This window comes from Aeromicrobium sp. Leaf289, from assembly GCF_001423335.1.
In the GTDB taxonomy this organism is placed as follows: Bacteria; Actinomycetota; Actinomycetes; order Propionibacteriales; family Nocardioidaceae; genus Aeromicrobium.
In genome coordinates this window covers 105,113-131,787 of record NZ_LMNK01000002.1, presented here as the reverse complement: position 1 = coordinate 131,787, position 26,675 = coordinate 105,113, and the positions used below count along the sequence as shown (strand labels likewise).

At 71.5% G+C, this 26,675-nt stretch carries 30 protein-coding genes and 1 tRNA gene; 23 read left to right on the top strand and 8 right to left on the bottom strand.

What is annotated here, in order from left to right:
• Window positions 1-23: 23 nt before the first annotated feature.
• The 12 genes from ASF37_RS04575 (at window position 24) to ASF37_RS04520 (ending at window position 9,760) form a co-directional block, all read left to right on the top strand.
• Complete coding sequence (locus ASF37_RS04575; RefSeq protein WP_055961390.1) at window positions 24-920, top strand: branched-chain amino acid ABC transporter permease; 897 nt, start codon at window positions 24-26, stop codon at window positions 918-920.
• Complete coding sequence (locus tag ASF37_RS04570; RefSeq protein ID WP_082506395.1) at window positions 917-1,807, top strand: branched-chain amino acid ABC transporter permease; 891 nt, start codon at window positions 917-919, stop codon at window positions 1,805-1,807. Before ASF37_RS04575 ends, ASF37_RS04570 begins: the two co-directional genes overlap by 4 nt.
• Window positions 1,804-2,622 carry an ABC transporter ATP-binding protein gene (locus tag ASF37_RS04565; protein WP_055961384.1) on the top strand — a complete coding sequence of 273 codons (819 nt, stop codon included), beginning with the start codon at window positions 1,804-1,806 and terminating at the stop codon, window positions 2,620-2,622. The genes ASF37_RS04570 and ASF37_RS04565 overlap by 4 nt, the downstream gene beginning before the upstream one ends.
• On the top strand, window positions 2,567-3,259 hold the full coding sequence (locus ASF37_RS04560; RefSeq protein ID WP_056579276.1) for an ABC transporter ATP-binding protein: 693 nt from the start codon (window positions 2,567-2,569) through the stop codon (window positions 3,257-3,259). The genes ASF37_RS04565 and ASF37_RS04560 overlap by 56 nt, the downstream gene beginning before the upstream one ends.
• Complete coding sequence (locus ASF37_RS04555) at window positions 3,256-4,062, top strand: IclR family transcriptional regulator (protein ID WP_055961378.1); 807 nt, start codon at window positions 3,256-3,258, stop codon at window positions 4,060-4,062. The genes ASF37_RS04560 and ASF37_RS04555 overlap by 4 nt, the downstream gene beginning before the upstream one ends.
• Window positions 4,063-4,081: 19 nt before the next feature.
• Complete coding sequence (locus tag ASF37_RS04550; RefSeq protein ID WP_056552004.1) at window positions 4,082-4,951, top strand: oxaloacetate decarboxylase; 870 nt, start codon at window positions 4,082-4,084, stop codon at window positions 4,949-4,951.
• Window positions 4,952-4,953: 2 nt separating this feature from the next.
• The gene (locus ASF37_RS04545; RefSeq protein WP_200931180.1) at window positions 4,954-6,222 is read left to right on the top strand and encodes an aconitase family protein; all 1,269 of its coding nucleotides are present in this window, start codon (window positions 4,954-4,956) and stop codon (window positions 6,220-6,222) included.
• Window positions 6,219-6,755, top strand: a complete 537-nt coding sequence (locus ASF37_RS04540; RefSeq protein ID WP_200914449.1) for a hypothetical protein — start codon at window positions 6,219-6,221, stop codon at window positions 6,753-6,755. The genes ASF37_RS04545 and ASF37_RS04540 overlap by 4 nt, the downstream gene beginning before the upstream one ends.
• Before the next feature lie 261 nt (window positions 6,756-7,016).
• Window positions 7,017-7,553 carry a hypothetical protein gene (locus tag ASF37_RS04535; protein ID WP_056579274.1) on the top strand — a complete coding sequence of 179 codons (537 nt, stop codon included), beginning with the start codon at window positions 7,017-7,019 and terminating at the stop codon, window positions 7,551-7,553.
• Between the two features lie 146 nt (window positions 7,554-7,699).
• Window positions 7,700-8,812, top strand: a complete 1,113-nt coding sequence (locus ASF37_RS04530) for an LLM class flavin-dependent oxidoreductase (RefSeq protein ID WP_056580398.1) — start codon at window positions 7,700-7,702, stop codon at window positions 8,810-8,812.
• The gene (locus ASF37_RS04525; protein WP_056579272.1) at window positions 8,809-9,417 is read left to right on the top strand and encodes a CE1759 family FMN reductase; all 609 of its coding nucleotides are present in this window, start codon (window positions 8,809-8,811) and stop codon (window positions 9,415-9,417) included. The genes ASF37_RS04530 and ASF37_RS04525 overlap by 4 nt, the downstream gene beginning before the upstream one ends.
• A gap of 40 nt (window positions 9,418-9,457) precedes the next feature.
• Window positions 9,458-9,760: a DUF2277 domain-containing protein gene (locus tag ASF37_RS04520; RefSeq protein ID WP_056551995.1), complete on the top strand. Its 303-nt coding sequence runs from the start codon at window positions 9,458-9,460 to the stop codon at window positions 9,758-9,760.
• 519 nt (window positions 9,761-10,279) lie between these two features.
• Here ASF37_RS04520 and ASF37_RS04515 read toward each other — a convergent pair.
• Window positions 10,280-11,500 carry a S9 family peptidase gene (locus ASF37_RS04515; protein WP_056579270.1) on the bottom strand — a complete coding sequence of 407 codons (1,221 nt, stop codon included), beginning with the start codon at window positions 11,498-11,500 and terminating at the stop codon, window positions 10,280-10,282.
• Window positions 11,501-11,582: 82 nt separating this feature from the next.
• Between ASF37_RS04515 and ASF37_RS04510 the strand changes: the two genes are divergently transcribed.
• Window positions 11,583-12,650: a hypothetical protein gene (locus tag ASF37_RS04510; protein ID WP_156368127.1), complete on the top strand. Its 1,068-nt coding sequence runs from the start codon at window positions 11,583-11,585 to the stop codon at window positions 12,648-12,650.
• 4 nt (window positions 12,651-12,654) lie between these two features.
• Here ASF37_RS04510 and ASF37_RS04505 read toward each other — a convergent pair whose 3' ends face one another.
• From ASF37_RS04505 to ASF37_RS04495, 3 genes are read right to left on the bottom strand one after another with little or no spacing between them, the layout of a single operon-like run.
• Window positions 12,655-14,331: an AMP-binding protein gene (locus tag ASF37_RS04505; RefSeq protein ID WP_304438872.1), complete on the bottom strand. Its 1,677-nt coding sequence runs from the start codon at window positions 14,329-14,331 to the stop codon at window positions 12,655-12,657.
• A gap of 31 nt (window positions 14,332-14,362) precedes the next feature.
• Window positions 14,363-15,448 carry a dipeptidase gene (locus ASF37_RS04500; protein WP_082506394.1) on the bottom strand — a complete coding sequence of 362 codons (1,086 nt, stop codon included), beginning with the start codon at window positions 15,446-15,448 and terminating at the stop codon, window positions 14,363-14,365.
• A 32-nt stretch (window positions 15,449-15,480) separates the two neighbouring features.
• Entirely contained in the window at window positions 15,481-15,897 is a 417-nt protein-coding gene (locus tag ASF37_RS04495; protein WP_056579267.1) for a hypothetical protein, read from the bottom strand.
• 83 nt (window positions 15,898-15,980) lie between these two features.
• Here ASF37_RS04495 and ASF37_RS04490 point away from each other — a divergent pair, with 83 nt between their 5' ends.
• Together ASF37_RS04490 and ASF37_RS04485 are read left to right on the top strand one after the other, a co-directional pair.
• On the top strand, window positions 15,981-17,132 hold the full coding sequence (locus tag ASF37_RS04490; RefSeq protein WP_056579266.1) for a MalY/PatB family protein: 1,152 nt from the start codon (window positions 15,981-15,983) through the stop codon (window positions 17,130-17,132).
• A gap of 16 nt (window positions 17,133-17,148) precedes the next feature.
• Window positions 17,149-17,994 carry a hypothetical protein gene (locus ASF37_RS04485; protein WP_056579265.1) on the top strand — a complete coding sequence of 282 codons (846 nt, stop codon included), beginning with the start codon at window positions 17,149-17,151 and terminating at the stop codon, window positions 17,992-17,994.
• Between the two features lie 4 nt (window positions 17,995-17,998).
• Here the strand turns inward: ASF37_RS04485 and ASF37_RS04480 are convergent, their stop codons facing one another.
• On the bottom strand, window positions 17,999-18,637 hold the full coding sequence (locus ASF37_RS04480; RefSeq protein WP_056579264.1) for a nucleoside/nucleotide kinase family protein: 639 nt from the start codon (window positions 18,635-18,637) through the stop codon (window positions 17,999-18,001).
• An 85-nt stretch (window positions 18,638-18,722) separates the two neighbouring features.
• Between ASF37_RS04480 and ASF37_RS04475 the strand changes: the two genes are divergently transcribed.
• From ASF37_RS04475 to ASF37_RS04465, 3 genes are all read left to right on the top strand, one after another.
• A complete protein-coding gene (locus ASF37_RS04475) occupies window positions 18,723-19,064 on the top strand; it encodes a PadR family transcriptional regulator (RefSeq protein ID WP_055961341.1) in 342 nt (113 codons plus the stop codon).
• Window positions 19,061-20,047 (top strand): permease prefix domain 1-containing protein, encoded by a 987-nt coding sequence (locus ASF37_RS04470; RefSeq protein WP_056579262.1) that lies wholly within the window; start codon window positions 19,061-19,063, stop codon window positions 20,045-20,047. Before ASF37_RS04475 ends, ASF37_RS04470 begins: the two co-directional genes overlap by 4 nt.
• Window positions 20,048-20,090: 43 nt before the next feature.
• Window positions 20,091-20,177, top strand: a tRNA-Ser gene (locus tag ASF37_RS04465).
• Window positions 20,178-20,255: 78 nt separating this feature from the next.
• On the opposite strand, the gene ASF37_RS04460 is transcribed toward ASF37_RS04465, so the two are convergent.
• Window positions 20,256-21,662, bottom strand: a complete 1,407-nt coding sequence (locus ASF37_RS04460; RefSeq protein WP_056579261.1) for an APC family permease — start codon at window positions 21,660-21,662, stop codon at window positions 20,256-20,258.
• Window positions 21,659-22,885 carry a S9 family peptidase gene (locus ASF37_RS04455; protein WP_056579259.1) on the bottom strand — a complete coding sequence of 409 codons (1,227 nt, stop codon included), beginning with the start codon at window positions 22,883-22,885 and terminating at the stop codon, window positions 21,659-21,661. Before ASF37_RS04455 ends, ASF37_RS04460 begins: the two co-directional genes overlap by 4 nt.
• 76 nt (window positions 22,886-22,961) lie before the next feature.
• On the opposite strand from ASF37_RS04455, the gene ASF37_RS04450 reads away from it, so the two are divergent.
• Window positions 22,962-23,558, top strand: a complete 597-nt coding sequence (locus ASF37_RS04450) for a TetR/AcrR family transcriptional regulator (RefSeq protein ID WP_056579258.1) — start codon at window positions 22,962-22,964, stop codon at window positions 23,556-23,558.
• A 9-nt stretch (window positions 23,559-23,567) separates the two neighbouring features.
• Here the strand turns inward: ASF37_RS04450 and ASF37_RS04445 are convergent, their stop codons facing one another.
• Window positions 23,568-24,125 (bottom strand): TetR/AcrR family transcriptional regulator, encoded by a 558-nt coding sequence (locus ASF37_RS04445; RefSeq protein ID WP_056579257.1) that lies wholly within the window; start codon window positions 24,123-24,125, stop codon window positions 23,568-23,570.
• 63 nt (window positions 24,126-24,188) lie between these two features.
• On the opposite strand from ASF37_RS04445, the gene ASF37_RS04440 reads away from it, so the two are divergent.
• From ASF37_RS04440 to yidC, 4 genes are all read left to right on the top strand, one after another.
• Complete coding sequence (locus ASF37_RS04440; protein WP_056579256.1) at window positions 24,189-25,040, top strand: hypothetical protein; 852 nt, start codon at window positions 24,189-24,191, stop codon at window positions 25,038-25,040.
• A complete protein-coding gene (locus tag ASF37_RS04435) occupies window positions 25,037-25,417 on the top strand; it encodes a nuclear transport factor 2 family protein (protein ID WP_056579254.1) in 381 nt (126 codons plus the stop codon). The genes ASF37_RS04440 and ASF37_RS04435 overlap by 4 nt, the downstream gene beginning before the upstream one ends.
• Before the next feature lie 76 nt (window positions 25,418-25,493).
• Entirely contained in the window at window positions 25,494-25,769 is a 276-nt protein-coding gene (locus tag ASF37_RS04430) for a hypothetical protein (RefSeq protein WP_056579252.1), read from the top strand.
• Window positions 25,770-25,820: 51 nt separating this feature from the next.
• Window positions 25,821-26,633 (top strand): membrane protein insertase YidC, encoded by an 813-nt coding sequence (yidC, locus tag ASF37_RS04425; protein WP_056579249.1) that lies wholly within the window; start codon window positions 25,821-25,823, stop codon window positions 26,631-26,633.
• The last annotated feature ends 42 nt before the right edge of the window (window positions 26,634-26,675 follow it).

Sequence of the window (26,675 nt, the reverse complement as noted above, 5' to 3'; positions counted from 1 at the left end):
CGACCAGGAGAGGAGGCGATGACATGGACGTCCTGGCACAGCAGATCCTGAACGGGCTGGCGCTCGGCTCCGTGTACGCCGTCTTCGGCGTCGGCTTCGGCCTCATGCTCGCCACCCTCGGCGTGCTCAACGCCGCCCACGGGACCTTCGCGACCTGGGGAGCCCTCACGGTGCTCTTCCTCGTCAACGACGCGGGCATCGGCTTCTGGCCGGCGCTCATCGCCGGGGTGCTCGTCTCGGGCCTCCTGGCCGTGGTGGTCGACTTCGTCGCCTTCCAACCCATCCGACGGCGAGGAGGGGACCTGCTGCCGGCGCTCATCACGAGCATCGGCGTGTGGATCTTCCTCCTCGCGCTCGCCCGGATGGTCACGGGCGCCACGACGTCGCGCTTCTCGCCCGACGCGGCGCCGAGCGGCTCGATCAGCTTCCTCGGCCTCACCCTGGGGCGCACCCAGCTGGTGAGCCTGGTGGCCGTCGCGGTCGTCGGCATCGGCCTCTACGCCCTGCTGCACCGCACGAAGGTCGGCGCTGCGATGCGGGCCGTGGGCCACTCGCCCATGGCGGCCTCGCTGGGTGGGGTCAACCCCGTGCTCATCGTGGCCACGACCGCCTTCCTCTCCGGAGCGGTCGCCGGCCTGGCCGGCATCACGATGGGTCTCAACACGAGCACCGTGAACTTCATGCTGGGCGAGGCGCTGCTCCTCAAGGGCTTCGCGGCGGTCATCATCGGTGGCTTCGGCGACGTGCGCGGCACGGTGCTCGGCGGGCTGCTGATCGGCGTCGCCGAGGTGCTGACCGCGCAGTACGTGTCGGGCAGCCTGCGCGACGCGGTGACCTTCGGGCTGCTGCTCGCCTTCCTGGTGTTCCGGCCGCGGGGCCTGTTCGGCTCCGCCACCGCGATGCAGACCGTGAGGGCATGATGGGCGGCCTCTGGGACCAGTACCGGACCGTCGTCGAGTTCGCGATGGCCAACGCGCTGTTCGCGCTCGGCAGCTGGATCGCGATGTGGGCGGGCGTGTTCAGCCTCGCCGGCGCCTCGTTCGGCGCGGTCGGCGGCTTCAGCGCCGCGTACCTCGACCTGCACATGGGCGCGGGCATCGTCGTCCAGCTCCTCGTCGGCGCCGGCCTCGGCCTGGCCGTCGCCGCGATCCTGTCGGTGCTCCTGCTCAAGCTGGAGAGCCACTGGATGGCGATGGCCACGGTGGCGCTGGTGCTCATCACCCGCGTCGTGGTCCTCTCGGCCGAGGAGTACACCGGCGGCAGCGTCGGCACGGGCGTGACCCGCAAGATCGACCTCGTCACGGTCGTCGTCCTGGTCGCGATCGTCTGCTACGCCCTCGCCCGCCTGCGCCGCTCGCGGTACGGCATGGCCGCCCACGCGGTCCGCGAGGACGCAGCGGTCGCCGCGGCCCTCGGCGTCAACCCGTTCACCGTCCGCGCGGTCGCGTTCGCGGCGAGCGGACTCGTGGCGGGCATGGCCGGGGTGGTGCTGGCGAACCTGCTCCAGTACATCGGCCCGGACACGTTCTTCATCACGCTGGCCTTCACCATGGTCGCGGCGATGGTCCTCGGCGGCACCTACCACTGGGCCGGACCCATCGTGGGCGCGATCGTCTTCGTCGGCCTGCCCGAGGTGGTGCGCTCCTACGTCGACGGGGTCGACGAGCTCATGACCGGTGCCCTGCTGGTGCTGATCATGGTCTTCATGCCGCGCGGTCTCATCGACCCGCGACGCCAGTGGGTCCGGCGGCTGCGTCGGACCGACGACACGCCCGTGGCCGAGCCCGAGCCGGAGGTGGCCCGATGAGCGACGCACTGCTGACCATCGAGGGACTGACCAAGCGGTTCGGCGGCGTGACCGCCGTCAACGGTGTCGACATGGTCGTGCCGCAGGGCACCGTCATGGGGCTCATGGGTCCCAACGGCGCCGGCAAGACCAGCCTCGTGAACCTGGTGACCGGCTTCTACACGCCGGACGAGGGCTCGGTCCTCTTCGAGGGCGACGAGATGGCGGGCCTGGCGCCGCACCAGATCAGCCGACGCGGCATCACCCGCACCTACCAGAACGTGCGGCTGCTCAGCGGCTTCAGCGTCCTGGAGCAGGTGGTGGCGGGCATGTACGCGTCGCGGAAGGCGTCGTCGCTGTCCAGCCTCGTGATGTGGCCGGGCGAGCGGCGGGAGCGGCGCGAGTGTCTCGAGCGCGCCGACGCCCTCCTCACCCGGGTGGGCGTGACGGAACGGCGTGAGCTGGCCGAGACGCTGCCGTACGGCACGCAGCGACGGGTGGAGATCGCTCGTGCTCTCGCCACCGACCCGCGCCTGGTGCTCCTCGACGAGCCGACGGCGGGCATGAACCGCGAGGAGTCCGTGGCGGTCGGTGAGCTCATCCGCTCGGTCCGCGACCAGGGCCTCACGGTGCTCGTCGTCGAGCACAACATGCGGCTGATCCTCGACTACTGCGACGCCGCCTACGTCATGAGCTTCGGCGAGGTGCTGTCGCACGGCACCCCGCAGGAGTGCGTCGACGACCCCGCCGTCCAGAAGGCCTACTTCGGAAAGGAGAACGATGCTTCAGGTATCCCGGCTCTGCGCGAGCTACGGAGCGATCCGCGCCGTCCGTGACGTCAGCCTGGAGGTCCCCGAGGGGAACCTCGTGGCCGTCCTCGGCGCCAACGGCGCCGGCAAGTCGACGTTGGTCCGGTCCATCGCGGGTGTGCACCGCGAGAAGACCGGCGACATCGTCCTCGACGGCAAGCCCGTCCAGAAGCTGCCGCTGCACCGCATCACGCGGCTGGGCCTGGCGCTCGTCCCCGAGGGTCGGCACGTCGTCTCGCCGCTCACCGTGGCCGAGAACCTCGCGCTCAGCACCTTCTCCGGACGGTCCCGACCCGAGCTGCTCGACCGCGTCTACGAGCTCTTCCCGCGGCTGGCCGAGCGCCGGACGCAGCAGGCCGGCTCCATGAGCGGCGGCGAGCAGCAGATGCTCGCCATGGGCCGTGCGCTCATGACCGACCCGCAGGTGCTCCTGCTCGACGAGCCGTCCATGGGTCTGGCCCCGTCGGTCATCGACGTCATCTACGGCGCCATCGCGGCCCTGCACGCCGAGGGCCAGAGCATCCTGCTCATCGAGCAGGACGCCACGCGGGCGCTCGAGGTGGCCGACCACGCGTACCTGCTGCAGCGCGGCGAGGTGCACATGTCCGGCACGCCGGAGCAGCTGGCGCACAGCGAGGACATCCAGAAGGCGTACCTCGGATGAAGGACGTCACGGGACCGGCGGGCAGCGCCGACGAGGTGGACCCTCGCAACTACGTCGCGTCGGTCATCAAGTCGTGCAACGTCGTCGAGGTGCTCGGCGGCGGCGACAGCGAGTACAGCCTCGGGGAGATCGCCGCGGCGACCGGCATCGGCAAGACGACCGTGCACCGGCTCCTGTCGTCGCTGCAGATGGCCGGCTGGGTCGAGCGCGGGCCTCGCGACGGCTACCGGCTCAGCATCCGCATGCTCAAGCTCGCGCACGCGTCGCAGCGCCAGTTCAGCATCCGCAACGAGGCGCTGCCCCACCTGCGGTCGCTCGCGGGCCACTTCGGCGACACCGCGTTCCTGCTGGTGCCCTCGGACGAGGGGGCCGTGGTCGTCGAGATGGTCGAGGGCGAGAGCCCCCTGAAGGTCAACACGGTCACCCTCGGCACCGTGCTGCCGTACCACGTGGCCGGCGGGCCGACCGTCATGGCGGCCTGGGACGACACCATCCGCGAACGGGTGCTCTCCGCACCACGCAAGCGCTACACCGACAAGACCGACGTCACGCGCGACGCCCTGGAGACGAAGTTCGCCCGCATCCGCGAGCAGGGCTACGTCTTCGCCGACGAGGACCTCAACAACGGCGTCGCCGTCGTGAGCGCGCCCGTGTTCGGTCCCACCGGTGCCCTCAGCTGCACCCTCAGCCTCGGAGGCGCCGCCCAGGGCTTCGGCCCGGACCGCCTCGACCACATCGTCACCGCCGTGCGCGAAGCCTGCGCGGCGCTCTCCGAGCGCCTCGGGGCGCCCGCGCCTCGGTGACACGAAGGAAGGAAGCACGATGACGAACCACTTCAGGAGCCAGCTCGCCGACGGGCTGGTCTACGCCCCCGGCGTCTGGGACGGCCTGACCGCCCGGATCGCCGAGCAGAGCGGCTTCACGGCGCTCTGCGCGTCGGGGTTCGCCATCTCGGCGTCCCTCGGCCTGCCCGACGCCGAGATGTACTCCATGTCGGAGAACCTCGACGCCGTCCGCCGCATCCGGGGGGCCTCGCGCCTCCCGGTCGTCGCCGACATCGACACCGGCTACGGCAACGCCGTCAACGCCGCCCGCACCGCACGCATGTTCGCCGACGCGGGCGTGTCCGCGGTCTTCATGGAGGACCAGCTGGCGCCCAAGCGCTGCCCCGCGGCCACGAGCGGCGCACCGACGCTGCTCCCCGCCAAGGAGGCGGCGGGCAAGGTCCGCGCCGTGCGCGACGAGGTGGGCGACGAGCTCGTCCTCATCGGGCGCACCGACGGCATCGGTGACGACGCCATCCGTCGTGCCGTCGCCTACGTGGAGGCCGGCGCCGAGATGATCATGCCCATCTCCAAGGGCTTCCCCGACGCCGAGTCGTGGGCCCGCCTGCACGCCGAGGTGGGTGTGCCGCTCATGTGCTCGCTCACCGCGTGGACGTGGACGGCCGAGCAGTTCACGAGCGAGGTGCTGCGCGAGATCGGCGTCGGCCTCGCGCTGCTCCCGACGCAGATCCTGCTCGCGGCCACGACCGCCACCCGCGCGTCGCTCGAGCGCCTGTCGGCGGGCGAGCCGCCGGCCGACGTCAGCCGTGACTACATGGAGCACGCCGACTTCCTGAAGCTCATCGGCTTCGACGAGGTCCTGCACAAGCAGTCCCTGTACATGCCCGAGACCCTCGAGGAGGCGTGACCATGGGACAGACCATCACGCAGAAGATCCTGGCCCGCGTCGGCGACCGCGACGCGGTGACCCCCGGCGAGAACTACCCCGTCCGCCCCGACTACATGATCGCGTACGACTTCCCGGGGTACACCGACCGCTTCTTCAAGCAGATGCGCGAGGACTTCGGTGTCACGAAGGTCGCCGAGCCCGACCGGTACGTCCTGTTCATCGACCACATGCTCACCAACAAGAACGAGCGCGAGGCCGAGGTCCACCAGGTCACCCGCGACTGGGCGCACGAGAACGGCGTGCACTTCCACGAGGGCGAGGGCATCGGCCACCAGGTCGCCGCCGAGCTGGGCTACGCGATGCCCGGGTCGTTCCTCATCCACTTCGACGGCCACATCTCCAGCCTCGGCGCGTTCGGTGCGCTCGGCATGGGCGTGCGCCGCGACCTGCTCGAGGGCTGGGTCACCGGCGGCATCCACCTCGACGTCCCGGCCAGCACCCGCTTCCACCTGACCGGGTCCTTCGCGCCCGGCGTGGAGAGTCGTGACCTGATCCACCGGATCATCTCCGACATCGGCGCGGACGGCGTGGCCTTCCAGGTCATGGAGTACACCGGCCCGGGTGCGGAGTCGATGGCCCTCGGCCAGCGCCAGGCCCTGTGCGGCATGGCGATGTTCGCCGGCGGGGTGTCGGCGATCTTCAACCCCGACGAGATGAGCCTCGAGTACAGCCGCAAGGTCGCCCAGCGCGACTTCGAGCCGCTCTACAGCGACCCGGACGCCGAGTACACCGCCCGCTACGACATCGACCTCGACGCCCTGAGCCCGCAGATCGTCATGCCGGGGTCGGCGCGTGCGTCGAACACCCGCGACGTGGCGGAGGTGCACGGGCAGAAGATCCAGCGCGCCTTCATCGGCTCCTGCGCGAGCGGCCGCATCGAGGACATCCGGGCCGCGGCCGGGATCCTCAAGGGCGAGAAGGTGGCGCACGGCGTGGAGCTCAACGTCGTGCCGACGTCGCGTCGCATCTACGAGCAGGCCGAGTCCGAGGGTCTGCTGGACACGCTGCGCTCCGCCGGCGCCCACGTCGTGGAGTCCACCTGCGACTTCTGCTTCGGCTACGCGAAGCCGCTCGAGGCCGGCGAGGCCTGCGTGTCGACCGGGGTGCTGAACATCTCCGGTCGCATGGGCAGCCCCGACGCCGACATCTACATGGGCTCGGCGACGACCGTCGCGGCGAGCGCGCTGACCGGTCGGCTCACCGACCCGCGCGAGGTGGTGAACCCGTGACCGCGACGACGGCCGCGCCGCAGGTGCTGCCCGACGTGCTGACCGGTCGCGTGGCCTGGATCTTCGGCGACGACCACGACATCGACCTGATGATCGGCGTGCAGAACATCAAGTACACCGACCCGGAGCACCTGCACAGCGTCTGCATGAAGGCGTACGAGGAGGACTTCACCGACAAGGTGCGCGAGGGCGACTGGCTCGTGGGAGGACGGAACTTCGGCTACGGGCACCCGCACTACGTGGCGATGACGGCGATGCGCAACGAGGGCATCGTCGGCGTGGTCGCGGAGTCCTTCTCGCCGGGCTTCTGGCGCGGCGAGGTCAGCAACGGCATGCCGCTGCTGACCGTGCCGGGCATCTCGACGTCGGTCGAGCGCTGGGACGAGATGGAGGTCGACTGGCGGGCGGCCACCGTCACCGTCCGGGCGAAGGACCTCGTGCTGCAGGGAGAGGTCCTCAACGACCGGACGCAGGACATGATCGCCGCTGGCGGTCGGTACCAGCTGCTCCTCGCCGAGCACGGCCGCTCGTAGCGGTCCGCCTCCGCCCCACCCGTCCCTCGATTCCCATCACCTGATGGGAATCCCCCACTCACCATGGAGGACCCTCCATGGTGAGTGGGGGAGGACCAGGGTGAGCTCGCGATTCCCATCAGGTGATGGGAATGGGCGGGTCGGACGGACCTCGCCGAGGCGCCATCCTCGGAGGTGATTCCTACTTCCGTCGTTCCCGGTCCGAAGGGGTGCGACCGGTGTCACAGTGACGTGGTCATGTCCACCACGGGAGGGAGAACCGTGAACACCACCATCATCGGCCGCACGTGTGCGGCGGCCGTCATCACGCTCATCGGCGTGGCCGGCGCGACGGCGCCGGCCAGTGCCGACGACGCAGCTCCGAGCTGCGACCCGGCCGTCGTCCAGGCCGCGCTCACGAAGGCCGAGGCCGACGCGCGCGCAGCGCAGAAGGCGTACGTCACCCACACGCGGACCGCCATGAAGGCGCTCGTGAAGCAGGTCAAGGTCGACGAGACCGCCGAGGCGCGTGCGGCGGCCAGGAAGGCCGGCCGTCTGACGGCGGCCGCCGCGAAGGACCCCGCGCTGCGTGATGCAGCGAAGGCGGCGCGGGCGACGGCGCGGGTGGAGGCCAAGGAGGCCGCACGCGCGCAGCGGGCGTCCTTCGCGACGCTCCAGCGCCAGGTCAAGGCCGACCGCGCGACGCTCAAGACGGCCTGGAACACCGCGAAGGCCGACCTCGCGACGCAGAAGCAGATCGCCGAGGACTGCGCCGAGGTGCCCGAGCCGCCCGTGGTCGAGGCCCCCGCGCCCGCCTGACCCGCGCTGGGTGACGCCACCGCCGCCGCCGCGTGCCTGAGATTCCCAGGTCGACCTGGGGATCTCAGGCACGGCGTGACCGGGAACAAGTTGAAGGTTGAACTAGTTGATGGGAGTATCGAGGCAAGGAGGCTCCCATGAGCAGCATGCAGTTCGGCATCTTCACCGTCGGTGACGTCACGCAGGACCCGACCGACGGCACGACGCCCACCGAGAACGCGCGCCTCAAGGCGCTGGTGGAGATCGCGAGGAAGACCGAGGAGGTCGGGCTCGACGTCTTCGCGAGCGGGCAGCAGCACAACCCGCCGTTCGTCACCACCTCGCCGACGACGCTCATGGCCTACATGGCCGCGCAGACCGAGCGGATCGTCTTCTCCACGGCCATCGCGCAGATCACCACGAACGACCCGGTCAAGCTGGCCGAGGACTACGCGGTCCTGCAGCACCTGTCCGACGGGCGCGTCGACCTCATGCTCGGGCGCGGCAACTCCGCCCCCGTCTACTCCTGGTTCGGGCAGGACCCGACGCGCGCGGTGGAGCTGACGGTCGAGAACTACCAGCTGCTGCGACGGCTGTGGGACGAGGACGTCGTGGACTGGGAGGGCCAGTTCCGCACGCCGCTGCGCGGCTTCACGGCCACGCCCCGCCCGCTGGACGGCGTGCCGCCGATGGTGTGGCACGCGTCCATCCGCACGCCCGAGGTGGCCGAGCTGGCCGCGTACTACGGCGACGGCTACTTCGCCAACAACATCTTCTGGCCCAAGGAGCACTACATCCGGCTGATCAACTTCTACCGGCAGCGCTTCGCCCACTACGGCCACGGCGAGCCCGAGCAGGCGATCGTCGGGCTCGGCGGTCAGGTGTTCATGCGCAAGAACAGCCAGGACGCGATGCGGGAGTTCCGCCCCTACTTCGACAAGGCGCCGGTCTACGGCCACGGCCCGAGCCTGGAGGACTTCACCGCGCAGACGCCGCTCACCGTCGGCAGCCCGCAGGAGTTCATCGAGAAGACGCTGACGTTCGCCGACTACTTCGGTGACTACCAGCGCCAGCTGTTCCTCGTCGACCACGCCGGTCTGCCGCTGAAGGAGGTGCTGCACCAGATCGACATGATCGGCGAGGTGCTGCCCACCCTGCGGGCGGAGTTCGAGGCGCGACGTCCGGCCGGCGTCCCCGATGCTCCCACCCACGCGTCGCGCGTGGCCGCGCGAGACGCGGCGCAGGCCGAGCGGGACCTCGACGCGGGAGCCCACGCATGACCCGCGTCGTCATCGTCTCGGCCGGGCTCGGCTCGCCGTCGACCACACGGCTGCTCGCCGACCAGATGGCCGCGGGCGTCCGTCGAGCCGAGCCGGGTGCATCCGTGGAGGTCGTCGAGCTTCGACCGCTCGCCCACGACGTCGTCGACGCGACGCTCACCGGGTTCGCGTCGCCGCGTCTGCAGCACGTGATCGACCAGTTGGGCGCGGCCGATGCCCTCGGCTTCGTCACGCCGATCTTCCAGGCGTCCTACAGCGGACTCTTCAAGTCGTTCGCCGACGTGCTCGAGCCCGACCAGCTGATCGGCAAGCCGGTGCTGCTCGGCGCCGCCGGTGGCACCGCGCGCCACTCGCTGGCCGTCGAGCACGCCATGCGTCCGCTCATGGCCTACCTGCAGGCCGTGCCCGTGCCGACCGGCGTGTTCGCGTCGCCGCACGACTGGAGCGCCGAGGGCGAGGGTGCGCTCACGTCGCGCGTCGACCGCGCCGTCGGCGAGCTGATGTCGCTGCTGGGCGGTGCGGGTACCGGACGCACGCGTGACGACGAGATCGACCTGTTCAGCGAGACCATGCTGAGCATCTCCGATCCGAGCCGCGGCGCCTGAGGACCTTCCGCGTCCCGCCCACCGGGGCTACCGTCGGAGGATGTGCCGCAACATCCGCGTGCTCCACAACTTCGAGCCGCCGACCACCGACGACGAGGTGCGCGAGGCCGCCCTGCAGTTCGTGCGCAAGGTGAGCGGGTCGACGAGACCCTCGCAGGCGAACGCCGAGGCGTTCGAGCAGGCCATCGACGACATCGCGGCCGCCACGCGCACGCTCCTCGACGGCCTCGTGACCAAGGCGCCGCCGAAGAGCCGTGAGGCCGAGGCGCTGAAGGGTCGCGCGCGCCACGAGAAGCGCATGGAGCGTGAGGTGCGGATCCGCACGGGGGTCGGGTCGGCGTAGGGCGAGTCGCGCGGGCACGCGGCACTAGGCGCTCGGCGGCGAGGCTGCGCTGCTGACGGTCGGGCCTGGGGTGGGACTGCGCTGCTGCGGGTCGGGTGTGGGCTGGGGCTGCGCTGCCGCAGCTCGGCGTCGACGTGCTCTCCGAAAGGCCTCGACGGTGCAGGGGCCGTCGGCGCGATCGAGCCCGCCGGCCGCGCCCCCATCGGTGGATCCTCAACCGCACGAGCGGCGCTGCGGTTGAGGATCCACCGATGGGGGGTCCGGACGGGGTGGGGTGGTGGATCCTCAACGCCAGAAGGGTTGCTGCGGTTGAGGATCCACCGCTCGGGGTGGACCAGCGCGACGGAGGCCCGCAGGCCCGGCCGACGCGCTGGGAGTCACCCGGTCGAGGCCCTCTCGGAGACCGAGCCCCACGCCCACCCGTGCCGGCGCAGCCCCGCGCCCACGGGGAGCCGCGCCGGCGCAGCCCGACGAAGCCCGGCAGCGGGCAGGGCGCGACGCTCTCGAGGCCCGTCTACCTCAGAGGTGCTCGACGAACCACTGCGTCGTCAGGTCGCGGCCGACGAGGTCGCCGAACGAGAGGGTGCCGAGGCCGCCCCCGGTCGTGTGCTCCTGGCCGGGCAGCTCGACGTAGCGCGTGGTGGTGCCGGCCTCCTGCGACGCGCGGGCGAAGTCGCGCACCGGCCCCGGCAGGATCAGGTGGTCCGCGCTGCCCTGGTAGATCAGCAGCGGCGGGTTGCCACGGCCGAGATGGTTCACGGAGTCGGTGAGCGCGTACCGCTCGGGGTGCTCCTCGGGCGGGCCGCCGACGTACTGGTCGCCGTAGGCGCGGCCGAGCCCGGACTGGTCGTAGGCGGCCGAACCGTCCACCGCGGGGTAGCCGGCGACGACCGCGGAGACCTCCGGGAGCTCGCCGCGGGTCCGGCACGACGGGTCGAGCTCCTCGAGGGCTCCGAGGTTGGCGGCGTTGATCGCCAGCTGCCCCCCGGCGGAGTCGCCCATGGTGCCCACCCGCTCGGGGTCCAGGCCGACGCCGGGACCCTCGGTGGTGACCCACGTGAGTGCACAGCCGACGTCGGCGACGGCGGTGTCCCACGTCTGACGTTCGGGGCTGGCCAGGCGATAGCTGACGTCGAGCACCGCATAGCCCCGCTCGAGCAGCGGCGGGTAGTACGGACTGGGTGCCGGGGCGCCACCCGTGAAGCCGCCTCCGTGCACGTAGACGACCACCGGGACGCCGTCGCCGTCGTCGGCCCCGTCGGGGAGATAGAGGTCCGCGTCGAGGTCCGTGCCGTCGACCGTGCCGACGGTGACGCTGCGATCGGGGGCGACCGTCCCCTTCAGGAACGGGACGACAGGAGCGAAGACCCCGACGTCCGCGCCCGCCTGCCTGGCGTCGACCACCTGGTACGACCACAGGCAGAGCGACGACGCGAGCACCGCCGCGGCCACCACGGTGGCCGGTCGCAGCAGGCCGCTGCCGCGGGCCCGACCGATGGCCAGGAGCAGGCCGAGCAGGATCGCGACGAGGACGACGTTCCACACGCCGAGCGCGTCGCGCCACACGCCTGTGGCGAGGACGACGTACTGCACCGGCCAGTACTGCAGCAGCGGAACCCACCACGACGGTGACGTCCACGCCACCAGCTGGCCCAGGGCCGCCACCGCGAGGAGCAGGGCGAGGACGACTCGGCCGAGGGTGTGCAGAACCGCACGCAGGCGTGAGCTGGCCTTCTGCACGTCGTCCTCTCGTCGTCCGTCCCGGGTCTCGACGCTACCGCTGTTCTCGGCCGACGTCGCCGCGAGCGCCTACGGTGAGGAGGTGGCTTCCGTCCCGTACCGACTCGTGCCGGCACCGCCGTCGCGGCGTCTCTCCGAGCGCTTCTTCGGACGGTTCCGGCGCGTCGGGCTCCGCGGCGTCCTGGCCGACCTCGACCGTCGGGGCAGCCGCGCCGAGGTCCCGGGGGAGGCCGCGGTCGGCGGCATGCAGTGGGAGGAGCGCGACGCGACCTCGCAGCGGTGGTGGCCGCAGGGCATCACGACGTCGGCCGATGCCTACGGCCCCGACCCGCAGTCGGGCACCTTCGAGGGTCGCCCGGTCGTCGTCGTCAGCTGGTACGCGCACGGCGTCCTCGGCTGGTTGACGCTGGGCTCGCGCATCTCCGTCATCGACCACGCCGACGACGCCGCACCCCGCTACCGGCACGTGCTGCTCGTGGCGCCGCGTCGGGTGCTCGGCCTGCACCTGCTGCGACCCGTGCGGGTCCACGCGGGGGGCATCGTCTGGTACGGCGACCACCTGTTCGTGGCGGGCAGCTCCGGAGGCGTCCGCGTCTTCGCCCTCGACGACGTGATCCGCGTGCGCAACCGGTGGCGCACCCGCGGCTACCGGTACGTGCTGCCCCAGCGGACCCACTACGCCGCCGACACCGACGCCGGTGTCCGACCGATGACCTACTCGTTCATGTCGCTCGACCGCCGGGGCGACGTCGACCACCTCGTCGCCGGCGAGTACGGCCGCAAGGGCGGCAGCCATCGCATGGTCCGCTACGAGCTCGACCGCGACACCCACCTGCTGCGCTCGGGCGAGACCGAGCCGGCCGTGCCGATCGAGGTGCACGACGCGGTCGCGCCACGCATGCAGGGTGCCGTCCTGGTCGACGGCACGTGGGTGATCACCGCGAGCGCGGGCGAGGACAACCCGGGCGACCTGTGGGTCGGGCGGCCCGGCGCCCTCACGCGCCGCCGCGGCGTGCTGCCCACCGGGCCCGAGGACATCACGTGGTGGCCGCAGCGTGGGCAGCTGTGGTCGCTCACGGAGTGGCCCGGCCGTCGCTGGGTCTACGCCATCGACGCCGACACCTGGGTGCGGCCGACGTCGCAGGAGTGACGGCTCAGAGGCCCAGCAGCGCGCGGGCGTCCTCGCGCATCTGCACCTTGCGCACCTTGCCGGTGACGGTCATCGGGAACTCCTCGACCACGTGCACGTAGCGCGGCACCTTGTAGTGCGCGAGGCGTCCGGTGCAGAAGTCCCGGACGGCCTCGACGGTGAGCGGCTCGGAGCCGTCGCGCATGCGCAGCCACGCCATGAGCTCCTCGCCGTACCTCGCGTCGGGCACGCCGACGACCTGGGCGTCGAGGACGTCGGGATGCGTGATCAGGAACTCCTCGATCTCGCGCGGGTAGATGTTCTCGCCGCCGCGGATCACCATGTCCTTGATGCGTCCGGTGATGCTCAGGTAGCCGTCGTCGTCCATGACAGCGAGATCACCGGTGTGCATCCAGCCGTCGGCGTCGATGGCCTCGGCCGTCTTCTCCGGCTCCTGCCAGTAGCCGATCATCACCGAGTACCCGCGCGTGCAGAGCTCGCCGGCCGTGCCGCGTGGCACGACCTCGCCCGTGGCCGGGTCGACCACCTTCGTCTCGAGGTTCGGGTGGACCCGACCGACGGTGCTCACGCGTCGTTCGATGCTGTCGTCGGTGCGGGTCTGCGTGGAGACCGGCGACGTCTCGGTCATGCCGTAGCAGATCGATACCTCCTCGGCTCCCATCCGCTCGATGACCTGCTTCATGACCTCCACGGGGCACGGCGATCCGGCCATGATGCCGGTGCGCAGGGCCGACAGGTCGTGGTCGTCGAAGGACGGGTCGGCGAGCATCGCGATGAACATCGTGGGCACGCCGTAGAGCGACGTGCACCGCTCCTCGGCGGCCGCGCGCAGGGTGGCGGCGGGGTCGAACACCGGGGCCGGGACCACCATCGTCGCGCCGTGCGAGGTGGCCGCCAGGTTGCCCATCACCATGCCGAAGCAGTGGTAGAAGGGCACGGGGATGGCGATGCGGTCGTCGGACGTGTAGTGCAGCAGCTCGCCCACGGCGAAGCCGTTGTTGAGGATGTTGCGGTGCGAGAGCGTGGCGCCCTTGGGGAAGCCGGTGGTGCCCGACGTGTACTGGATGTTGATCGGGTCCGTCGGGTCGAGGGTGGCCTCGATGGCGTCGACGTCGAGGTCGCTCGCGCGGCCCGCCTCGAGCAGCGCGTCCCACGAAGGGGTGCCGATGAGCAGCACGGCGGTGAGGTCGGGGTGGTCGGGACGGACCTCGTCGATCATGTCGGCGAACGAGCTGCCCTTGAGCTCGGGGACGGCCACGATCGCGCGCATGCCCGACTGGCCGACGACGTAGCCCAGCTCGTGCGCGCGGTAGGCGGGGTTGACGTTCACGAGCACCACGCCGAGCCGGGCTGTGGCGTACTGCACCAGGGTCCACTCCGCGCAGTTCGGTGCCCAGATGCCGACCCGGTCGCCCTTCTCGATGCCGAGCGACGCGAGGCCGCGGGCCACCACCTCGACGTCGGCGGCCAGCTCGCGGTAGGTCCAGCGTCGGCCGGTGGCGCACTCCACGAGTGCCTCGGCGTCGGGCACCCGCGCGACGGTGGCGGCGAGGTCGGCGCCGATCGTGGTCTCCAGCAGCGGCACCTCGGCGCTGCCTGCGGTCTGGCTGAGTCGCTGGTCCATCGTGTCCCCCCACGTGCCGGCCGACGTGACGTCCGAGCCGGGTGTGTCCTGGCTCACGTCGAGTCTGCCACGCGCTCGATGGGACGACTCAGGACGTCGCGTCGAGCACCCGCAGCACGTTCTTCCCGGTGAGGCGGGCGAGGTCGTCGGCCGACCACCCGCGCCGAGCGAGCGCGTCGAGCAGGACCGCGTGACCGGTCACGTCCCCCATCGCCTCGGGGAAGAGCTCGAACCCGTCGTAGTCGCCGCCGAGTCCCAGGTGGTCGACGCCGACGACCTCGCGGGCGTGCTCCACGTGCGCGACGACGTCGTCGACGGTGACCCGCGGCATGGGGCCGGCGCCGGTGGGGTCGACCTCCCGGTGGGCGAACCAGGCGCCGAAGTCGGCGTTCACGAACGGCGGCACGTAGGTGACCATGAGGACGCCACCGTTGCCGGGGAGCCGTTCGAGGACGTCGTCGGGGACGTTGCGCGGGTGGTCGGTGACGGCCCGGCACGAGGAGTGGCTGAAGATCACCGGCGCGGTGGTGACGTCGAGGGCGTCGTGCATCGTCGTGGCCGCCACGTGGGACAGGTCGACGAGCATGCCGAGCGCGTTCATCTCGCGCACCACGTCGCGGCCGAAGTCGGTCAGGCCTCCGTGCTCGGGCTCGTCAGTGGCGGAGTCGGCCCACGGGGTGTTCTCGTTGTGGGTGAGGGTCATGTAGCGCACGCCCAGAGCAGCGAGCTGTCGCAGGACGGCGAGGGAGCCGTCGATGCTGTGGCCGCCCTCGGCGCCGAGCAGCGACGCCAGGCGGCCCGAGGCCCACGACTCGCGCACGTCGTCGCCGGTGCGGCAGAGCGCGAGCCGGTCGGGGTAGCGCGCGACGAGCCGGTGCACCCAGTCGACCTGCTCGAGCGTGTACGTGACGGCGTCGGCCCCGCGCTGGTAGCACGGTGCGTAGACGGACCAGAACTGGCCGCCGACCCCCGAGCGACGCAGCCGGACCAGGTCGGTCTGGAACGCCGGGTCCTCGCCCGCTGCCGCGCGGTCCAGGTCGAGCCCGTCGACGGAGTAGCCGGCGCTCTCGCGCATCTCCCAGGCGAGGTCGTCGTGCCCGTCGATGAGCGGCGCGATCGCCACGGCCTCGCGGGCTGCCGACTCGGTGAGCAAGGATCCGAGAACGTCGTCCATGGGACCACGGTAGACAGCGCGACGGCCCCGGCTCAGCCCCCGGGGCAGGTGTTCGAGCCGCCGCTGAACGCCACGCAGCCGTTCGGGTCGCCCGACGGCGGATCGGGTGCCGTGCGGTCGCGCCAGTCGCGCGCCACGGCTGGGCCGATGAGCAGCACGGGCACGAGCGCCAGCGCCACCGCGACGCCCAGTCCGAGGGCGGCGGCGACGCGTCGGTTCACCAGGGCCGCGAGGAGCCCCATTGCCGGCAGCACGGTGGTCAGCCCGATCGCCACGGTGGCTCCCACGAGGACGCGCGTCTCCTCCGCCGGACTGAGCCCTCCGCCGAGGGTGAACCCGGTGGCGACGGCGTAGGCCCAGGCCGCGAGGCCCGCGACCCAGGAGACCCAGGCGAGCGCGAACCCGCGCCTGAGCCCGCGGTCCGTCGACGTCGGGCGGTGCTGCGCCACGGTGCCCCCTCGGCTCGGTCGAGCCGACGGTCCCCCAGCCCCGACCGGGTGTCAAGGTCCCGGGGGAGTGGCACGCTGGCCGCATGCACCCGCTGCACGAGCTGACCCTGACTGACTTGCGCCGCCGCACGAGCATCAAGTGGACGATGCACGACCCCGACGTCATCCCGATGTTCGTGGCCGAGATGGACGTGCCGCTCGCCGAGCCCGTGGCGCGTGCGCTGAGCGACGCCGTGACCCGCGGCGACACCGGCTACCCGCAGCCGCGCGTGTACGCGGAGGCCCTCGCCGACTTCGCCGCCGACCGCTGGGGCTGGACCGGGCTCGACCCGGCACGCACGCTCGCCGTCGCCGACGTGATGGTCGGCATCGAGGAGGTGCTGCGGCTCACCGGCGCCGCCGACGTGCCGGTCATCGTGAACCCGCCGGTCTACCAGCCGTTCTTCGACGCGGTCGGTCACGTGGGCCGACCGCTGGTGGAGGTGCCGCTCGGCGACGACGGGCGTCTCGACCTCGGCGCGCTCGCCGCCACGTTCGCCCAGCGCCCCGGCGCCACGTACCTGCTGTGCAGCCCCCACAACCCCACCGCCGTCGTCCACGCGGCCGAGGAACTGGGCGCCGTGGCCCGGCTGGCGCACGAGCACCGGGTCCGGGTGGTCGTCGACGAGATCCACGCGCCTCTCGCGCCGGTCTCCATCGACGACGACGCCTTCGTGCCCTACCTGTCCGTCGACGGCACGGACGACGCGTACGCCGTGCTGTCGGCGTCGAAGGCCTTCAACCTGGCGGGCGCCAAGGCGGCCGTGGTGGCCGGTGGCGCGGCCACCGCCGACGAGATCGCCTCGGTGCCGGAGATCGTGAGCCACGGGCCGAGCCACCTCGGCACCATCGCCCACGTCGCGGCGCTCACCGAGGGCCGCGACTGGCTCGACGCGCTGCAGTCCGACATCGCGGGCAACCGCGCGCTGCTCGGCGAGCTGGTGGCCGAGCACCTCCCGCGAGCCGGCCTGCTCGCCGGTCCTGGCACCTACACCGGCTGGCTCGACCTGCGCCCGTACGACCTCGGCGCGGATCCGGCGGCCACGCTCCTCGAGTCGGCCCGCGTCGCGCTGGCACCGGGACTCGCATTCGGTGGCTCGTCCGGCGTCGGTGATGGGCGCGCGCGACTGACCTACGCGACCCCGCCCGACGTGCTGCGCGAGGCGTTGGCCCGGCTCGGCGCCGTGCTCGACTGAGGGCGGGGATCGACTCGTGGCGCACTTCGTCGCGCCCGCCGCCTGGGGTGCGCGCAACGGGCCGGGCATCGTCCGCCGTGCCCTCGACGCCGGGCGCACCTGGCGGGCGGTGCTGCTGATGCTGGGCACGACGCTGTTCTCGTCGCTCTTCACCGTCGTCTGGGCGGTCACCGTGGCGATGGGACGGCCGCTGCTCTCGCTGGTCTTCGGCCTCGCGTGCTGGAGCGGCTGGGTGGTGGCCGTCGACGTGGTGGGGCGGTGGGTCCGTGCGCCGCACGCCGACGACGGGCCGGTGCTCGCCACGGCTCCCTCCGGACGTCCAGCCACTGCATGGCTCCGGCCGGGGTGGGCCCTCGCGCGACCGTGGGCCGTCGTCGCGGCGTTCTCGATCGTGGTGGTCGGCGAGGGCGTGGCCTGGGTGCTCGGGGACAGCAGTGCCTGGACGCTCCTGGGCGCGGGGTTCGTGGTCCTCCTGCTCGTGCCGAACCTCTGGATGGCGCGGCGCGGGGTGCAGGCGGGTGGGCTGTACCTGACGGCCGAGGGCGTCGAGCACGTGTGGGGGCCGGCGTCCACGCGGGTCTCGTGGGAGTCGCTCGAGATCGTCGGCCCGCTCGGCCTGGAGCGGACGCCCGGCCTCGAACGAGTTCGTCGGGGGGAGTGGTGGTGCGTGGACACGACCGACCGCAGCGGCCGCGCGATCCCGATCCCGTCCGCCTACCTGGGCGACCGCACCGACGTGCTGCGCCGCCTGCTGATCGACCACGCCACCCGGCCCGCGCAACGCCACGCGCTCGGGACGAGCCGGTCGCTCGAGTGGGCGGCGGCCGTGGCGGGGCTCCCTGGTCGGACCGCACCCGGCTGAGCGGTCAGGGCGAAGGGACGACGAGGTCGGCGGTCCCGCTCCGGGCCAGCACCCGCCGCGCGTTGGGCTCGTCCACCTCGTCGACCCACGCCTGTGCCGCCTCGGGGGTCTTGCCGTGCTTGACGTGGCGGTCCACGAGGCGTGATCGACGACGACCGTCGTCGAGGTCGACGAACCAGACCTCGTCGAGCTCGGCGTGCACCTCGGGCCACGGGTCGGCGTCGTCGAGCAGGTAGTTGCCCTCGGTCAGGACGACACGGTGCGACGGTGCCACGGTGATCGAGGCGGCGATCGGCTGCTCGAGGTCCCGCTCGAAGCCGGGGGCCAGCACGTCGTGGCCGGTCTCGGCGCGCAGGCGCCGCAGCAGGTTCAGGTAGCCGTGGGCGTCGAAGGTCTCCGGGGCGCCCTTGCGGTCGAGCAGGCGGCGTTCGGCGAGGGCGACGTCGGCCAGGTGGAAGCCGTCCATCGGCACGCGCACGGCCGGCCAGCCGTCGGCGGTGAGCCGGTTGGCCAGCCGCTTCGCGAGCGTGGACTTGCCGCTGCCCGGGGCACCGACGACGCCGACCAGCACGCGGCGTCCTGCAGCGGCGTCGGCCAGTCGGGTGACGCGCGCGGCGAGGTCGTCGAGGTCCACGTCCGGCATTCTCCCGCATCCTCCGGCGGCAGGCGTCCGGGGCACGATGATGTGTGATCTAGACATACTGTGTGTCACACAGTAATGTGGCAGCATGACCTGGGACGACCACCTCCGCACCCATCTGCAGGAGCTGCGCCGCGGCACCGTCGTGGTGGCCAGCCTCGCCGCCCTGCGCGAGCCCGGCTACGGCTACGGCCTGCTGCAGACGCTCGCCGACGCCGGCTTCAGCGTCGACGCCAACACGCTCTACCCGCTGCTGCGGCGCCTCGAGGACCAGGGCCTGCTGACGAGCGAGTGGGACACCACCGAGTCCCGGCCCCGCAAGGTCTACCGGACGAGCCGCGACGGCGAGCAGCTCCTCGCCGCGCTGCTGGCCGACCTCGACGCCGTACGCACCTCCATCGAGTCCCTCACGGAAGGGCATCTGCCATGACCACCCAGACGACCACCCTGACCGACCGCTACGTGCACGCCGTGCTGCGCTCGGTGCCCGAGGACCGACGCGACGACATCGGCCGCGAGCTGCGTGCCTCGATCGCCGACATGGTCGAGGCGCGCACGGATGCCGGCGAGCCCGAGGCCGACGCGGAGCGTGGTGTGCTCACCGAGCTCGGCGACCCGGGCCTGCTCGCCGCGCAGTACGCCGACCGACCGCTGCACCTGATCGGCCCCCGCTACTTCCTCACCTACTGGCGGCTGCTGCTCAGGCTGCTGGCCTGGATCCCGGCGACGGTCGCGGTCGTGGTCCTGACCGTCAGCATGATCGTCGAGCAGGACTCCGCGAAGGCGATCGGCGACGGCATCTCCGCCGGCTTCCAGGTGGCGTTCCACATCCTGTTCTGGTCGACCCTCACCTTCGCGATCCTCGAGCGGGTCGACGTCGACCCGGGGCTGCCGGGGTGGACGGTCGACTCGCTGCCCGAGGCGCCGGAGGAGCGCCAGATCACCCTGGTCGACACGGTGGCGTCGGTCGTGTTCATCGGCTTCTTCATCGTCGTGCTCATCGGTCAGAACTTCCGCAGCTGGGTGCAGGGTCCGAACGGCGACGACGTCGCCCCGCTCGACCCGGACCTCTGGTCGGGCTGGCTGCCGTTCCTCATCGGCGTGCTCGTGGTGAACATCGCCGTCGAAGTGTGGAAGTACCGCGTCGGTCGCTGGACCTGGCCGCTCGCCGGTGCCATGTCCGCGGTGTCGGCCGCGTTCGCCCTGCCGATCGGCTGGCTGGCCTGGAACGAGTCGCTGTTCAACCCGGCGTTCGTCGACGCCGTCGGCATGAGCGAGAAGGTGCTCGGCTACGTGAACGACGGCGTCGCCGCCGGCGCGGTCGTCATCGTCCTGATCGAGGTGGCCGACGTGGTCTGGAAGGCCCACCAGGCCGGCTCGGCGCCCCGCGGTTCCACCCCGATCGCCGCCTGACCTCGCTGCGGCCGCTCCGCCGGTGTCCGGTAAGGTTCCCGGCGGTGGCGTGTCCGAGCGGCCGAAGGTGCATCACTCGAAATGATGTGTGGGGTCAAACCCACCGTGGGTTCAAATCCCACCGCCACCGCCGACGACGAACCCCCGGTTCGGACTGGACTGCCAGTCTGGCCGGGGGTTCGTCGTGTGTCGCGGTCCGGGCGTCGGCTCACCCCACGTCCTCGAGAGCCCTCTCGACCTGGCGAGCCGGCGATCGGCGGACGACCTGCCAGGCGACGAGACCAATGATCGGGAAAACGACCGGCATCAGCGAGATGGCGAGGGCGTCGCTCCCGGTGACGGTCGAGTAGTTGGTCGCGATCAGCACGCCGACGGCGCCCAGACCGACGGCGGACACGATGGGAGCCCAGCGGGTCTGCAGCGCCGGCCCCGGAAGGCGCCCACGAAACGCCGCGACGGCCGCGCTGATCGACGTCATGCACGTCAGCACGATGAATCCGAGTGACGTGATGCCGCTGGCCGCCGGGAAGACGGTCGACAGCGGGGCCGCGCCGGAGGCCGCAGCGCCGGTCAGGATCACGGCGCAGATCGCCACCTGGGTGAGCACCGCCGTCACCGGTGTGCCGCGTCGGCTCGTACGCGCCCACGCCCGAGGCAGGAGTCGAGCCCGGGCGAGGGCGAAGAAGTACCGCACAGAAAGGTTGTGGAAGGAGACGGCGGCGGCGAAGAAGCTGACGGCGACCGTCACGGTGATGACGGCGCCGACGTCGGAGCCGAGGAGCCTCTCGGCCGCTCCGTTCAGCAGGGCACCCGGGTCGGCAGCCGCTGCCGTCGGTGCGTCGTCGTAGGCCGCGATGAGCGCCCACGTCGAGGTCAGGAACACCAGGACCAGGACTCCGAGGGCGATGTACGTGGCGCGCTTGATCTTCTGGTGAGGGGCGTTGCACTCCTCGCCGTAGGAGGCTGCCGCCTCGTAGCACGCGAAGGAGAGGAGCACGAACACGAGGGTGAGCGAGAAGTTGCCGCTGAAGACCTCGCTCGGTGTGAAGCCGGCGGCATCGAACCTGGACGGGCTGTCAAGGAGGACCGCGACCACGAACACCACGAGGAGCACCAGCTGCAGCAGCGAGATCGCTGCCGTGACGCGCGTGGAGACGTCGGCTCCGACGAATCCGAGCAGTCCGACGATCCCCAAGGCCGCTGCTGCGTACAAGAACCATGGGAGGTCCAGGCCCACGTACTGCGACAGGGCGACGTCGATGAAGAATCCGAAGGCGGTGACCATGGCCAGCGTCGCCACGTTGTACGCGAGCAGCGCGACGTAGGCCACCGCCGCGCCGAGCGTCGTGCCCAGGCCGTAGGTCACGAAGGCGTGGTAGGCGCCGGCGCTGACGACCTGCTGGCTCAGTGCGACATACCCCGCGGTGAAGACGGCCAGCAGACCGCCGACGAGGACGATCCAGCCCAACGTGCCGACCCCGGCGCCCGCTCCCACGCTGAGCGCGAGGTTGGAGGCCATCGCGGTGAGCGGTGCGGCGGCGGCGATGACCATGAAGACCATGCCGGGGACCCCGATCACGCCTCGGCGCAGGGGGGGCGACGTGAGGTCGCTCATGACAGCACCCCGTCCAGCCAGTTGAAGATCACAGCGTTGGCCTGACGGAACACGTCCACCTGGTTGTGAAGCGATCCTCCGTGCTCCGCGCTGAAGCTGACGAGCTCCGAGGGTGCGGTCAGGTGGGCCATCAGCATCTCCGGCTGCCCCTGGAAGGCGAAGTCGTCGCTTGCCTCGAGCACAAGGACGGGGCAAGCGATCGACTCCGCCACGCCGTCCCGGAGGTGGAAGTCGCCGTAGCGATCGAAGAGCGCCCTGCCGTGCTCGGCTCCCATGACCCACGTCCCGTGGTCGATGACCCAGCGGATGGTGTCCCGCTCGGCCGCGAGTTGCTCCAGCAGCAGGTCCAGCTCCTCGTCCTCCTCCGCGCGCAGGCGTCGGCGCAGCTCGGTCGGTTCGATCCCGGCGTCGCGGAAGACCAGGTCGCTGGGCACCAGGCCTCCGTCGTAGACCCCGTCCCAGGCGACGACGGCAGCGAGGCGGGGCTCGAAGGCTGCTGCTCGAGCCGCGAGGACCCCGCCGAGGCTGATGCCGATCAGGGCGATGCGCTGGTCGTCGACATCGTCGCGCTTCGAGGCGTAGTCGACGACCGGCGACACGACCTTCTCCCAGTCCGGGCGGAAGGGCAGGCCCTGCTCGCGGATGACGCGCCCCTGGCCGGGGCCCTCGAAGGCGATCACGTGGAACCCCCGCTCCTGTCCGGCGCGTCCGCCGAAGGACCACACCTCCTCTCCCGTGCCGTCGAAGCCGTTGTGGATCAACACGGTCGGGCGGGGCTCGCCATCCCGCGCGCCGTCGGCGCGGTAGAAGTAGCCGGGCAGGGTCGTGTCGCCGTACGGGATCTCGACAGGGGTCACTGGGGAGGGCATCAGGCTGGTCGCACGGCGGAAGGACTCGACGGCGTGGCGTGAGGCGGCGGTGATGCGCTCGTCGGCCGGGTCGGCGTGCAGGAAGAACTCCGAGGTCCTGAAGTAGTTGGACGACCGGAGGAACCCCTCGCGGGCTGAAACGACGTGGCCGCTGCGCTCGGCCTTTGCGGCGACGTCGTACAACCAGGACGCCGTCGAGTGCCAGGCGTCGTGCCATGAGTCGACGTCGCCGTGGACCACGCGCTGGGCAGTGGCGAAGCACTCGCCGATCTCGGCAGCCCCGTACGCCACCTGGCCCATCGTGCGCTGGAGCTCGAACTCGAACTGCGAGCCCGCCGGGAATCCGCTGGTCATAATGGTGTCCTCCGTCTCGTAACGAAACGGGTGCGTTTCGTTTGGATTCGGCTAAGATAAGCGTGTGACCCGTGTCATGTCAACGGATTCCATCCAGGGCCAGACTCCGCGGCTTCGCCACCGCGTCACCGATGCCGTGGTGGCAGCGGTGCTCGAGGAGCTCGCCGAGGCGGGCTACGGGGCCCTCACCATGGAGTCCGTGGCTCGTCGTGCCGGCGCCAGCAAGGCCACGCTCTATCGACGCTGGGGTGCCAAGGAGGAGATGGTCCTCGACGCCGTCGCGAGTGTGAGCCAGCCGCCAGAGTCGTCGGGGGACGCGACTGACGTCCGTTCGGCGATCGTGGAGATCCTGGCAGGCGTCGCCGCCTGGCTCGGCGACCCCATGATCCGCCGGATCCTCCCGGACCTACTCGCGGAGGGCCTGAGGAGTGAGGCGATGGGCCGGGCGCTGACCGCCCACATCGGCGAGCCGCGGCGGTCGGCTGTCGAGCGCGCCCTCGAGGGGGCCCGGCGGACGGGTGAGGTCCGACCCGACGTGCACCTCGAGCTCCTGCTCGACCTGACGGCGGCACCGATCTACTGGCGTATCAGCGGCCTTCGCTCCGAGGTCGACGAGGAGTACCTCGCGGAGCTCGCCGACCTGATCCACCGGTACGTCGCGCCATCGCCGTGATCCGCCTGCTCAAGCCGGTGTCCCGAGCAGCTGCAGCGTCGTCCTCCTGACGGACGTGCGCAGCTCTTCCGGCGTCCAGCCGCGCGAGCCGAGGAGGTGCTCGACGAGGTCCGACCTGACGGACCCCAGGATCAGGTGCGTGGTGAAGTCGACCGACCCGGCTCCGGACGAGACGACGCAGTCACGGATGGTGTCGAACCACCATGCATAGTGGGTCGCGTCGAACGGGCTCCCGGCTCCGACCTCCTCGAGGGCGAGCGCCAGTCGCCGGTGCCGCACCTTCAGGTCGAGGAGGGCCTCGACGATCGACACCAGTCGCTCGGTCGGGTCGTCGGTGCTTCGCGCCGCGAGGTGGGCCATCGTCGGCTCCGCGCAGGCGGCCATCGCTGCTCGCAGGAGTCCGGCCTTGTCGCCGAACGCGCGGAACACGGTGCCCTTGCCGACCCCGGCGCGCGCCGCGATGGCGTCGACGGACACCGGCACACCGGTCCTGGCCTCGGCGTGGAGGTCGATGGTGGCGGCCAGGACGACGCGATCGTTCCGTTCCGCATCGGCTCGTTCTCGCACCCCGGCATCATCGCACCTCCCGCTGAAGCGGACCGCCAGTCCGTATCTGCTACCGTCGGCGGCATGACGTCTGACCGAGAGAGAGTCCTGGTGACGGGAGCGACCGGGACGACCGGGCGACTGCTCCTTCGAGGTCTGGCTCTGCACGCCGACGTGGTGCCGGCGAGTCGCACCGCCGACAGGTCGGTCCCCAGCGGCGTTCGGTTCGTCTGGGGCGAGCCGCAGACGTACGTCCAGGCCCTCGCCGGAGTGAGCGCCGTCTACCTCGTCCCGCCGACCGGGGTGCCTGACCCGGCCGGCCTGATCACCGAGTTCGTGCGACTCGCCACCGATCGGGGAGTGCGCCGCGTGGTCCTGCACGGGGCGCAGTCCATCTCCTCGTCCGACCCGGGTCTGGGCGCCGTGCAACGGGCCCTTCCGTCGCTCGCGCCCGAATGGGCGGTGCTCCGACCGTCGTGGTTCATGCAGAACCTGGTGGGCGACCACCACCTCGCACGGACGCTGCGAGAGGAGTCGGTCCTCCGCACGGCGACGGCCAAGGGTCGGGTGGCCTTCGTCGACGTCGAGGACCTGGCCGCCGTGGGGGTGGCGGCGCTGGTTGGTGGTCGACTGGACCGTGAGGTCGTCGTCACCGGACCGGAAGCCCTTGGCTACGACGAGGTCGCCGCAGTCCTCAGCTCCGAGACCGGACGGAAGGTCCGGCACGTGTCCGTGGACGAGGACAGCCTGGCAGCGAGCCTTGCCCCCGCGTTCGGCCCCGCGTTCGGTCGGCTGCTCGCCGGCATGGACACGCGGATCGGTGCGGGGGAGTGGAATGACCCGACCGACGAGGTCCTGAGAGTCGCAGGAAGGCCACCGGCGACGCTGCGGGACTTCGTCCGTCGTCACGCCTCCGAGCTGGGGGCGAGCCGGTGAACGGGGTGCCTGCCGTCTACCTCGAACACGTCCAGGCGGCGGCGTCGGGCGACGGTGCTGCGCTGTCGCGCGTCTGGGCTGCCGACGGTGTGGTCGAGTTTCCGTACGCGGCGAGCATCGGCACCGCGGTGCGTCTGGACGGCCTCGAGGCGATCGTCGGGTACTTCGATGGCCTCGACGTCTTCGGCGAGTTCGCGTTCGGGACGCGTCAGGGGTGGCAGCTCGAGGAACGGCACTGGCTGGTGGAGATGCATGCGTCGAGCACCATCAGGGCGACGGGAGCGTTCTACGAGCAGGACTACGTGGTGCGGTTCAGGACGCACGCGGACGGTCGGATGGCCTGGATGCGTGAGTACTTCGACCCGACCCGCATGTAGCCCGCGACGCGGCGGGTCGACGACCGGAAGACGTCAGCGGCACCCCGGTCGTCGGATCGGGCTCTATGCTGATCGGGTGGGAGAGACCGCGATGCTGAGCCGGATGGCCGGCCTGCTCGCGTTCGTCCTCTGTCTCACCGCGACCGGCGAGTCCGCCACCACGGTGGGCGTCGCGGTCGTGCTGGCCGCGGCGCTGCTCGTCTCCGCCAGCTCGCGCGTGGTCGTGGCGCATCGCACCGGCGGAGTCGGGGTGGTCCGCGGCGAGGTCGCGGTGCCGGTTCCCGTGCTCTCGTCGCGCATCGCGGACCCGGTGCGTCAGCCGGTGCGTCCGCGCGCTCCCGGTCTGGTCTGAGGTCGCCTTCGGGCGACGCGCCCGATCCGACCCTCAGACCAGGAGATCCCCATGCTCGACCCGTTGAAGCACGTCCTGTCCACCCTCATGTCCACCGCCCACGCCCTTGCCGAGAACCTCGGGGCCGACCCCGGTGGTGCCGTCGGCTGGTGCCTCAGCATCGCCGCGATCGTGGTGGTGGTGCGTGGTCTGCTGCTGCCGCTCACGGTCCACCAGGTGCGCAACGCGCGGCGCATGGCGGTCGCCAGGCCCCACCTGCAGGAGATCGCCCAGCGCTACAAGGGACGCACCGACCCCGACAGCCTGCGCGCCATGATGGAGGAGAGGCGCGCCCTGTCAGCCGAGCACGGGGTCTCGAGGCTCGGGTGCCTGCCCGTGCTGGTGCAGCTGCCCGTCTGGTTCGCGCTGTACCACTTGATCTCCGACGTTGCCGCCGGCTCGGCCGTCGGGTCGATGGACGCCGACCAGGTGGCGCTGTTCGACCGCGCCCAGCTGTTCGGCGCCGGCCTGGCCGACAGCGGCGTGCTCGGTCAGGACGGCTCGCACCTCGCCGTGGTGCTGACCCTCGCCGTCGTGGCCGCGGCCGTGTCGTTCGCGACGCAGCACTTCTTCGCCCTGCCCAACACGACGACGGACGGCATGCCGGAGGCGGTGCAGCAGGCCACGCGCCTGATGCCCACGCTGTCCTCCGTCGGGCTGCTGGCGGCGGGCGCCTTCGTGCCGGTGGGGCTCCTCGTCTACTGGGTCTTCAGCCAGGTGTGGACGCTGGGTCAGTCATTCGTGGTGTGGCGCTGGTTCCCGACGCCGGGCACGCGGGCGGCGGAACGATCGTCAGCGCGACGGACGTCGGCCGTCGAGGGCTGAAGGGCGACGGTGGCACGATGGGTCCGGCTCGTCCGCCCGGAG